Raw genomic sequence first — 10,017 nt, forward strand, 5'->3', positions numbered from 1 at the left:
GCCCAATACGGGTTTCGATCCATCGAAGACATATTTTTTGAGATACCATGTTTGATTTGAAGACTGTTAATCCCGGGCTATATCAGAATTGGTTGCTCATCAAAGATGCAAACCCTGAGTTTCATCTATCACCGGACCCTGCTGCGGTTCAAGAGCTCGAAGCTCTGGCTGGCGGAACTCTACCTCTAGATTATAAAAGCTTTCTTTTAGAATATGGAGATGTCTCTGGATCGGTCAAGACTGGCGTCCGATACTTTCACTGCCAGTATCCCGGAAAGGAGATCATTGATGCCGATTTTGGCATGATTTCTAGCGCAAGACACACTATAGGGGCAACGAAAGTTTTATCGAAACCGCATCAAACACTTAACAATGTCGGGCCGCGCATCCCCGCACATATGATTGCGACAAATTACGATAATTATTGTACATTTCTAATAGATTTGAGACCAGAAAGCTTCGGCAGGATTTATTATATTTCGGATCTGAAGAAAAAGACATTTGGGAGCGCGGATTATGACTGGAATAATGTCGCCCTAGTCGGCGAAAATTTTACAGAATTTATGGCTGGCGTTGGAACACTAGAGGAACTGAAAGCGAGATATCCAAAGGTTACGGTGCGCTAGCTGTCATCTCTCAGTAGGTAGTTCATCCGGGGCCGATCAGGAAGATGGGAGTTACCCTACCAACTCAGTCTCAAGAATCCGGATGAACCTACATAAACATGCCCGCTTGACGCCGCGAGATCGAGCCCTGTTGGCCAAGCGTATTCTCGTGGAGGGTCTGCGTCCCGAAGATGCGGCCCGGGCAAGCGGCGTGAGCGTGCGCACAGCCTGTCAGTGGCTGGCGCGCTACCGCCTCCTGTGAGAGACCGGCATGCATGGCCGCTCCTCTCGCTCTCAGCACCAGGAACGGATTCAGGTTGACTTGAAAATTGCACCTGACCACGTTCTTCCGGCGTTGGAGACGTCTGGCAGAGTGTTCAGACCTTGCTTAGTGGGTATCCCTGACATAAGTACCGATTGCATTGGGAGTGAGAGAAATCAAGCGCCCCGCAGGAAATCTGGTAACGACATAAGTGTTTGGAGCATCGCTTTTGAACGCCTCATCAAAGGTCGACGCCAAAATGCGCGCCCATCCTTCCGGGTACGTCGTGCCACTGATATGGACAACATTGATCGAAGGCCAATGCACTTGTTTTTTGGTCTCAGGATCTATCACGTCGGCCTGGCCAATCAAAACAGGCCGTGATTGCAGAGGGCCGGTTTTCTTCTCTTCTGCAGACTGCAGTTTGAAACTATAGGTCCCGGTTTCCGGGTAACGCAACTCGACGATGGATGCCGGTGACGTCACGTTGATTTGAAATTCTTTTTCATACCCAGCGTTATTTGACTTCACCCCCTCAAGCAGGCGCCACTCTTGCTCTGCCATCGGACGCGCCAAAACGATAACGGCGCCTCCTTTTTCCAGCATCGGCGCGTCGACCGTCACAATCAACCGGGATGACAACTTCGGCTGCTTTGCACAGCCGCTGGTGGCCATGAGCAAGAGCACAGAGAGAGAAACAGCGCACGCAAGCCGATATATGTTCATGTCACTTCCTCAACGCTGTTGCGCAACCTGGCTGATCCATGAAGCCCGCGTCTTTAGAGCGGCTAAGAAAACGTCGCGAGCATTCGTCAGGTGGATGTGGAGGGCTTACTCAGACCTGTAGTGTACGCGTGGTACATGAGTGTCAGTCTCGCTCCAGCCGGACGTTGCGGCGCTGGACATCCTGCGCATGGCTGCGTCCACCGAGACGAATGCCGGAGTGACGTCCACGCGAGTACGGTTGATGGCCTTCAAGCACACTGTTCCCAGTCAAACCTAACCAACCTCATCCAGAACACCAAGCCGGCCTCTTCCGAGCTGTTGGGCAATGGGTGAGATGAGCACCCTGGTCGGCTCGACGACTGCGATGGATCCGTTCGTCATCATCTGCCCGCGAACTCGACACGTGAAGATCCGTCTCACCATTCACTGCAGAACGACGACGCTCCTGGCCGGAATCGACCCCAAAGTGGGGACGCGTGTTTCGACCATCGGCATCATTATTCCTTTAATCATGGCGGTGGCACCTGAGAGACCCATCTTGGCGGCAGCTTCAATATCGTCTCAGCTTACCCATAGCTCAAGCTGTTTGGCGATCTTCCATCCTTTCTCTGTGCGTGCAAGGAGATAGAGCATTCCCGTGCCACACCGTCCATGACAACGCTGTTCGGCATATACGAGCGAATGGGATCCATCGACAAGGACTGGCACACTGAGTTGTAGATATCCGGCCGTTCTCGGATAGGCCTTATAGAACGCGGGCCAGTTGATATCCGTCAGCACCGCGTTGACGTGATCGGTGGATGCCTCGTGGATGTAGGTACTTTCTGGCAACCGTACCTGCACCTGAGCTGCATTTGCCAGCAATAGCGCCTGTCGCGCCTGTGCTGATACGAATGCACGTACAGCAGGAGATGAAAGCAATGCTTGATCCAGATTCGAAGCGCACATCTGCTCCTCTCTACCGCCGGGGCAAGTCTGGGTAGATCGATCAAGCAGCATCACGGGTTTACGTTTTGTAACCGCATCAGCTCCTCCGTACTTTGGCAAAGACGGACCACCGGGATACGGCTGATCAGCGATCGCTGTCCAGATACGGATCAGGTCCTGCGGCGACAGACTTGCAGCTTGCTGCTGTAGCGCAGGCTGTCCGGCCAATCCCATGAGACAGGAAACCACTGGTTTTTCGGCTAATGTGAGTACAACTAGTAGCGACAGCAGCAGGCTTATGCGTGCGATGCGCTCCCAATTCACTCGCCTTGGCTGACTACCGTCTTGTGAAACTCTGCTTCCTGATCCACGGTCATCGAAGGGATATTGCTCTAGGATCTTTTCGTGCTCGTACCTGCTTCGTTCGCCCCAGTGCGCATGTAACGCCGACATCAGCTCCTCATGTTTTGCAAACATGATGCGACGGCTGTCTTGCAGCGGGTTGCGGTTTTGAACTTCATAAGTGCTTGCTACTTCGCCGACCACGTTGGATGTCAACCAATAAAGTACTTCGTCCGGGTCTGAGGTGGTTCGATGCTGAAATTTCGTGCCACGTTCGACAATAACGTAGTGATAGACGCCATCATGAAATTCCACATGGGCTGCGCCATCAGGCTGTGCAATGGTGAAGAGGTTCCTGTTACTACCGAGGACAAGGCAAATCGCTTTGAATCGCGCACGCAGTGCTGCTAATGGCTCCGACTCATGTGGCGGCAACTGAGGGGTCACTTGGTGCTTTTCGTATGGTCTTTGATCGGAACGGCCTACGTTTTCGACGATTCAGCGTAGTTCACTAGGGCTGGTGGCAGGACAAAAAAATTTACCGGTCGACCTTTCAGGGTTGTGAGGTTAGAACCGCTTTGAGACGCGCTCAGATTCGGCGAAAGCATAGTTCAGTTGTGCGCTGAGTACGGCCAGGCCTATGGCCTAGAGAGCACACCTGACTCTTGACCTCCCGTACATCCCCCACCGGCCATCCTCGGCCCAGCCTCAACTGGAGAACGCACGATGATGAAGTGGATGGGTACCGCGCTGGCCGCGGCGTTGCTGGTGACCGGGTGCGCCAAGGTGGAGGGCGAGAAGTTCGTCGGGCACTGGGTCAACGTGCAGACGCAGGAAGAGACGATGGACATCGAGCGCAATGGCGAGACCTTCATGGTCCGCAGCACCACGCCGAAGTTCTTCAGCCGCAAGCCCAAGACCGAGAGCTACCCGGCCGTTTACAAGGACGGGGCGCTGCAGGTCACCAACGATGGTGAGACGGTGAACTTCGCCATCGATGAGACCAATGGCCACCTCAACACCGGCGGCGAGCAGTACCAGCGCGTGCCGGCCAAGTAAGGCCGTTGCCGCCAGCGCCCGCGTGCAGACGGTGACCGTCGCACGCGGGCGTTTTGCGTTCTGGGGCTGCCGGCCGCTGCGGGAGTTGCCGGCGCGGCTCCTTGAAAATGCTGCGCCTGACACGCGGCTTGTCCCCCGGCCTCGCTCCCCCCTCCCATTCCAGGGCGCACAAGCCGTAAAGTGCGCAGGCACGCCAGGGTCCTGGCGCTGCCCGACCGATCAATCCAGCAACTACGAGGGTGTCATGAGCAAGGGGATGGACCAGAAGAAGAGCCAGAAGAAAGAGCCGGCCAAGACGCTGAAAGAAAAGCGCGCGGCCAAGCAGGAAAAGAAGGGCAAGTAAGCCGCCCGTCCTGCCAGACGGCAAAACGGGGTCAGGTGGATCGCCTGACCTCGCGTTTTGAGAGAAGCGCTGTACAAGGGGCTTCAAGCACCGCCCAGGCGTAACGGGTGCGTAGCATGCTCACGGATGAAGCGATCCACCTCCGACAGCTTGGCAGGCAGCGGAGCACACAGGTGGCTGCCGTAACTGAAGAACCGAAAGCCCGCGCGGTACAGCCGCTCGACCTTGATCCACTGCGCATGGTTGCGGGCCGGCGGCGCTTTGAAAGAGCGCCCCATCACGCACAGCGCTTTGCCGCAGCCAGGGCACGGGGCCACCTGGTCGCGCGGCGCAATCTTGAGACTTCTGCGGCACCCGAAGCAGGCGTGCGCCAGGCGTTAGGTGGCGCCGGTGACAGGCGGCTTCGCTCTCCGCGGCTGACGGGCACCGACTGCATAAAGCGTTGCGGTGCGATGGGCTTTGTCGGTGGAATTCATTGGCGGCCCCCCGTGCCGGCCGCATCGGGCTGACGCTGCACGACGTACCAGGTACTGCCGTCGCATGACGCGGTGCCGGCCCGATGTGTGGCGGGCAGTATCGCTGCGACCTCCCTAGGCAGAGCCTGCTGCCAATCCAGGTTGGGAAAGGTGGCGGGGAAGGTCGTGCCGTTCGGGTTGGCAGAGTGCGCGTAGATGCCGGTATCCATCGTGTCCGGACTGAGGTCCGCCCACAGTTGCACCGCTGCACCACGATGCGCCAGACGTGTCTCCAGGTAGCACAGCACACGCACTGCAACCGCGTTGACCATCTGCCGATGCTCAGTAGATGAGTGGCCGCGGCCATTCCAGTCCACATGCGTATGCCACAGATCGAACCAGCTTTCCGGATCCAAGCGGTCGACCGCAGCACGTGCTTTGGCTTCTGCCCGCGCCCAGTAGCGCTCCATCCGTTTGCGACGACGTCGGTCCATCGGTGTGGTCCTGTTTCGGGAGCGCAGTTTCCGTCAAAACAACGTACGGTGTAACCCGCGCTGGCATCTCCAAGCTCTGCAACCGGCCAACCAGGCAACTGGCTGCAGCAGATACCCTAATGTGGGTGTATGGGATTTGAGAGTTCGTCATGAGCCGTTTGAGCATCGATCTGAGCGCCCAGCAGCACCAAAGTCTCAAGGCGTTGGCCGCTTTGCAGGGCAAGACCATCAAGCAATACGCGCTTGAACGTCTCTTTCCTGGTGACATAGACACCAACCAAGCATGGCAAGGATTGAAAACCCTTCTTGGGGGACGTGTCGAGGAAGGCCTTGCGGGCAAGGTATCCAGCAAGAGCATCAGCACGATCCTGGACGAAGAATTGACCGAGGGCGATCGCGGTTGATGCACGGCTACGTCCTCACCGACGCAGCCGAAGCCGATCTGCGCGGGATCATCCACTACACCTCGACACGCTGGGGCCAGGCGCAGGTTCGCCGGTACATCGCAGACCTATCGAGGTGTGATCTCGATGATGTTGGGTGTAGCAGTCTTCAGAGACGTCATATCGGCTGGGATGCTTTTGCTTTTTGATTCCGATTGCTCCCGACAAGGCACAAACGGATGGACCGCAACCGATTTATGGCTTTGGCTCGCGTTTTCTATTGGGGACCTGACGCTTCCGCACTTCCTGCACCGCCTCCGTTTCGTGCAAGTCCTCGTTGGTACCGTCCACCCGGTCTCCTGCATCAAGCTGCTGCAACACGCGATCGAAATCGCTTACGAATAGCTGGTCCTGCACGATGCGGTACTTTTCGAACTCGCTTTCCGCATGCGCTTTGGCGATCTCGGCGGTGACGCGTCCTGCGTCCTGCAACACCTGCCGGTCGGTCGCTTCGATGAAACGATTCAGGCGTGTTTCCCAATCCTGCATAGTCATCGGAATCTGCCGCAATGCCATGTCCTCGGCCAGGTCCAGATAGGCCGATACGAGGCGTTGCAACTGCACCATCTCGCCGGTGGTCAGGTAGTTCTTGGCGACAGCCACATCGAACTTCTGGATCTTCCCTCGCGGTGCGTCGGTCCAGGTGGTCAGACCCATGTGTTGCTTGCCGGCATCGGCACGGTGGTAGACGACTTCCGCCGCGGTTTGCCCATGGATGGCCCAGTGCAGCTTGTTCTGCACTGTGGCGAAGAACCGTTGGGTTGCCTGCGCCGCCGCGTCGTAGTCGAGGGCGGTGGCGTAGATGTCGGTGATCTTCTGGTAGAACTTGCGCTCGGAGAGACGGATCTCGCGGATGCGCTGCAGCTGCTCTTCGAAGTAGCGCTTGCCGAGCACCGTGCCGTCATTCTTCAGGCGCTCGTCGTCCATCGCGAAGCCCTTGATCGTAAAGGACTCGATGATGGTGGTGGCCCACTTGCGGAACTGCACCGCGCGCTCGGAATTGACCTTGTAGCCCACGGCAATGATGGCCGCGAGGTTGTAGTGCTTGGTGTCGTAATTCTTGCCGTCGGTCGCAGTTATTCGAAAATTTCGAATAACTGCATCTGGCTGCAACTCGTTGTCAGCGAACACCTTTTTTAGGTGGTAGTTGATTGTGTGGGTTTCGACATCGTAGAGCTGCGCCAGCATCTTCTGCGTCAGCCAGACGTTTTCGTCGGCGTACGCCGCCTGCACGCCGTCCTCGCCGGCGGCGGCCACGAAGGTCAGGTATTCGGCCGCCGACGAGCGGACGAGCGAGATTTCATGCTTTTTCGCCATTGATGCCTCCCATGCTGGCGATACCGCACAACCAGGTTTTCTTCGTCCACGATGCTATCCGGGCATGCCCGGTGATAGTGATAGGCGAACGTGCCGCTTTGCCGTAGGTCATCCTGTCATCGCGCCGGCTTGCGTCCATCAGAACAACGACCCCTGCACGGGCGACGCAGTGGATGGTTCTGTTGCTGGCTTGGCGGGTGCCGCCTGCTGCTGCGCACCCAACCGCCACGCCAATCCCGAGATGCGCGCGGCGTGCCGGGCGAGCGCGGCGCGGATGACTGCTTCGCTGCCGGCCAGGTGCAGGGCGCGGCGAGCGCGGGTGATGCCGGTGTAGAGCAGTTCGCGGCTGAGCACGCGGGCGTCGCGGGTGGGGAGTTGCAGCCAGACGTCGTCGAATTCGCTGCCCTGGGCCTTGTGCACGGTCATGGCGAAGGCGCTTTCGTGGGCGGGCAAGGCGGCGGGGTGGAAGCCGCGCACCTGGCCATCGCCGTCGCCTTCGAACCAGGCAACCAAGGGGCCTTGGGCGCGGCGGTCGGCGGCGGGGTCGTCGCGGGTTGCGGTGCCGCTGGTGTGGCTTGGGCCGGAAGACGGGGCTGCGTCGGCGCGCGTTGTCACGGTGCTTGCATCGCTGCGCTCTGAGCTGGCGCTTGTGTCGTCGCGCCCCGAGAAGGGATTCGCGACGCTTTGCCCCGAAGAGGGACTCGCTTCGCCTTGCAAACAGATGCCGACGTCGCCGTTGAACAGGCCGTGGCGGTAGCTGTTTTCGGTGATCAGCAGCAGGCGGCCCTGGAACCAGGGCGAGGCGCCGCCGAGTCTGCGGGCGCCGGAGCCGGTGTCGGTGAGCAGTTGTTCGATGCGGGCGTTGAGGCCGCGCGCGCCTTGCGGGCCGGCGCGCACGGCGGTGAGCAGGCGCAGGCAGCTGGCCGCGCGCAGGGCGGCGGCGGGGTCTTGCGCATCGGCCAGGGCGCGCCAGTGGGCAAGCAGTGCGTCGCGGCCGAGGGTGAGCGGGTCGTCGCCGTCTTCGTGGAAGTGCACGCCGGCCAGCTCACCGCTGCGCAGCAGGGCCAGCGCGGTGTCGGCGTCGCCGGCGCGGATGGCGTCGGCCAGTGGGGCGAGTGCGAAGTTTTCCGCTTGCCGATAGCCGCGTAGCAGGTGCACGCGGTGGCCGGACAGGCCGCTGCTGTGGGTGTGGCTGATGGTGTGGCTAACGGTCTGGATGCTGGCAGGCGTGCTGCCAGTGGGCGCGCTGCCGAGCAGCGGTTGCAGCGCGTCGGCGTCGTGCGGTTGCAGGGCATCGCCGGGGCCGGCGGCCTGCAGGATGGCGGCGAGCACGTCGCCGGCTTCCACCGAAGGCAGCTGGTCGGCGTCGCCGAGCAGGATCAGCTGGGTGCCATCGGCCACGGCTTCGACCAGCTTGCACATCAGCGGTAGGTCGACCATGGAAGCTTCGTCGATGACGATCAGGTCGAACGGCAGCGGGTTGTCTGCGTTATGGCGGAAGTTTGGCGAATCCGGGATGACGCCGAGCAGGCGATGCAGGGTGCTGGCGCCGGTGGGGAGGAGGGATTCCCAGGGCAGTGGCGGGCCCTCACCCGCCCTTCGGGCACCCTCTCCCGCAAGCGGGAGAGGGGAAACATCAGGGCTTGCTGCTTCCGCTTGCGGGTGAGGGGAAACATCAGGGCTTGCTGCTTCCGCTTGCGGGTGAGGGGAAACATCAGGGCTTGCTGCCTCCGCTTGCGGGAGAGGGTAAACATAAGGGCTTGCTGCTTTCGCTTGCAGGTGAGGGGAAACATCAGGGCTTGCTGCTTCCGCTTGCGGGCGAGGGGAAACGTGCGGGCCTGCTGTCTCTGTCGCTTGCGCGAGAGGGGAAGCACCGAGGTTTGTTGCCTCTGTCGCTGGACGCAGAGGAGACGTGGCGGGGTTCGGCGATTGTGTCGTTGGCCTGGGCGGGGCTGCGTTGGGATGGGGCGGCAGCTGGATGCCGGCGGCGATGGCGCGGGCGACGGCGGCGCGCAGGCTTTCGGCCATGCGCTCGGCGGCGCGGCCGGTGGGCGCGGCCAGGGCGATGCGTGGCGGCGCGTGGCCGGCGGCATGGGCCTGGGCGATGCGCAACAGCAGCAAGCGGGCGATGGTAGTGGTCTTGCCGGTGCCGGGGCCGCCGGTGATCAGCAACAGCGCGCGACGCAGCGCCAGCGCGGCGGCTTGGGCCTGGCGGTCGGGGGAGTGGGACGGGGCCGGTGGCTTCGTGCCGTTTTGGTGGTGGGATGGCGCGGGCAGGCCCGACCCCTCACCCGCGCTTCGGGCACCCTCTCCCGGGGGGAGAGGGGTTGGGTCCTCGGGCTGAGCGGTTGGGGTCGCGTTTGGGAACAGCTGTGCGAACAACGGCGCCAGCGCGTTGGCGTCGAACGCCGGCATGGGCTGGGCGGCGATGCGCTGCAGGCCCAGGGCCAGCCGGCGTTCGTACTCGCGGTAGCGGCGCAGGTAGAGCAGGCCGTGTTCGAGGACCAGCGGACAGTCGGCGGCGGCCGGGTCGTCGGGGTTCGGTTGGTCGACCCAGCGCGAGGCGGCCAGGGTGCGTTGCCAGTCGGTGGGGTCCGGGAATGCGGGAGATGGGCCGTCGCGTTGGTCCAGCAGCATGGCGGCGCGCGCCGGGTCCAGCCCGGCATGGCCGCTGGTGACTGCCAGCGATGCGAGCGCGGCGCCGGCCAGGACCTGTGGGTCGGTGTCTGGGGCCAGGCGTTGCAGGCTTTGGGCGAAGGCGAGGTCCAGCGTGCGCAGGGCGCCGCTCTGGTGGAGGGCGGTCAGCAGGGTTGGGTGGCTCATAAGGTCGATACCTGACTCGCGGACGTAGCGTCACTCCAACCCCCGCTCCGCGCCCCATCCCACGCCAGCGGCGCGGTCGCTCCAGGGCACGCGCGCCAGTGGCGCGCAACCAGTGCCTTATCGCCCCGGGGGGAGAGGGGGTTTGGTACGTCGACGCTGACGGGCTGCGCGCTCTCCCGGAGGGACAGGGGCTTTGGTGTGTCGGCAGCGAGAGGCTGCGC

At 61.2% G+C, this 10,017-nt stretch carries 9 protein-coding genes, 1 other RNA gene and 1 pseudogene; 4 read left to right on the forward strand and 7 right to left on the reverse strand.

Annotated elements, in window-relative coordinates; all coding sequences use genetic code 11:
* Window positions 1-47 precede the first annotated feature (47 nt).
* On the forward strand, window positions 48-626 hold the full coding sequence (locus tag VC212_RS19975; RefSeq protein WP_323526720.1) for an SMI1/KNR4 family protein: 579 nt from the start codon (window positions 48-50) through the stop codon (window positions 624-626).
* Between the two features lie 82 nt (window positions 627-708).
* Window positions 709-858 (forward strand): annotated as a pseudogene (locus VC212_RS19980) (leucine zipper domain-containing protein); the annotation flags it as partial.
* Window positions 859-993: 135 nt separating this feature from the next.
* On the opposite strand, the gene VC212_RS19985 reads toward VC212_RS19980, so the two are convergent.
* From VC212_RS19985 to VC212_RS19995, 3 genes are all read right to left on the reverse strand, one after another.
* Window positions 994-1,542, reverse strand: a complete 549-nt coding sequence (locus VC212_RS19985; RefSeq protein ID WP_323526721.1) for a hypothetical protein — start codon at window positions 1,540-1,542, stop codon at window positions 994-996.
* A 111-nt stretch (window positions 1,543-1,653) separates the two neighbouring features.
* Window positions 1,654-1,730: non-coding RNA, sX9 sRNA (locus tag VC212_RS19990), on the reverse strand.
* Window positions 1,731-2,154: 424 nt separating this feature from the next.
* Window positions 2,155-3,309 (reverse strand): Imm63 family immunity protein, encoded by a 1,155-nt coding sequence (locus VC212_RS19995; protein ID WP_323526722.1) that lies wholly within the window; start codon window positions 3,307-3,309, stop codon window positions 2,155-2,157.
* A gap of 279 nt (window positions 3,310-3,588) precedes the next feature.
* Here VC212_RS19995 and VC212_RS20000 point away from each other — a divergent pair, with 279 nt between their 5' ends.
* On the forward strand, window positions 3,589-3,921 hold the full coding sequence (locus VC212_RS20000; RefSeq protein WP_115552356.1) for a hypothetical protein: 333 nt from the start codon (window positions 3,589-3,591) through the stop codon (window positions 3,919-3,921).
* A gap of 426 nt (window positions 3,922-4,347) precedes the next feature.
* Here VC212_RS20000 and VC212_RS20005 read toward each other — a convergent pair whose 3' ends face one another.
* Window positions 4,348-4,542: a hypothetical protein gene (locus VC212_RS20005; protein WP_323526723.1), complete on the reverse strand. Its 195-nt coding sequence runs from the start codon at window positions 4,540-4,542 to the stop codon at window positions 4,348-4,350.
* A 194-nt stretch (window positions 4,543-4,736) separates the two neighbouring features.
* A complete protein-coding gene (locus VC212_RS20010; protein WP_323526724.1) occupies window positions 4,737-5,213 on the reverse strand; it encodes a hypothetical protein in 477 nt (158 codons plus the stop codon).
* Between the two features lie 149 nt (window positions 5,214-5,362).
* Here VC212_RS20010 and VC212_RS20015 point away from each other — a divergent pair, with 149 nt between their 5' ends.
* On the forward strand, window positions 5,363-5,617 hold the full coding sequence (locus tag VC212_RS20015; RefSeq protein WP_323526725.1) for an antitoxin: 255 nt from the start codon (window positions 5,363-5,365) through the stop codon (window positions 5,615-5,617).
* 234 nt (window positions 5,618-5,851) lie between these two features.
* Here VC212_RS20015 and VC212_RS20020 read toward each other — a convergent pair whose 3' ends face one another.
* Together VC212_RS20020 and VC212_RS20025 are read right to left on the reverse strand one after the other, a co-directional pair.
* Window positions 5,852-6,913, reverse strand: coding sequence for a virulence RhuM family protein (locus VC212_RS20020; RefSeq protein WP_323526726.1), 1,062 nt, complete (start codon window positions 6,911-6,913; stop codon window positions 5,852-5,854).
* A gap of 198 nt (window positions 6,914-7,111) precedes the next feature.
* On the reverse strand, window positions 7,112-9,796 hold the full coding sequence (locus tag VC212_RS20025; protein WP_323526727.1) for an AAA family ATPase: 2,685 nt from the start codon (window positions 9,794-9,796) through the stop codon (window positions 7,112-7,114).
* Between the last annotated feature and the right edge of the window lie 221 nt (window positions 9,797-10,017).

Origin of the sequence: Xanthomonas sp. WHRI 8932A, assembly GCF_035012785.1 — a bacterium.
Classification (GTDB): Bacteria; Pseudomonadota; Gammaproteobacteria; order Xanthomonadales; family Xanthomonadaceae; genus Xanthomonas.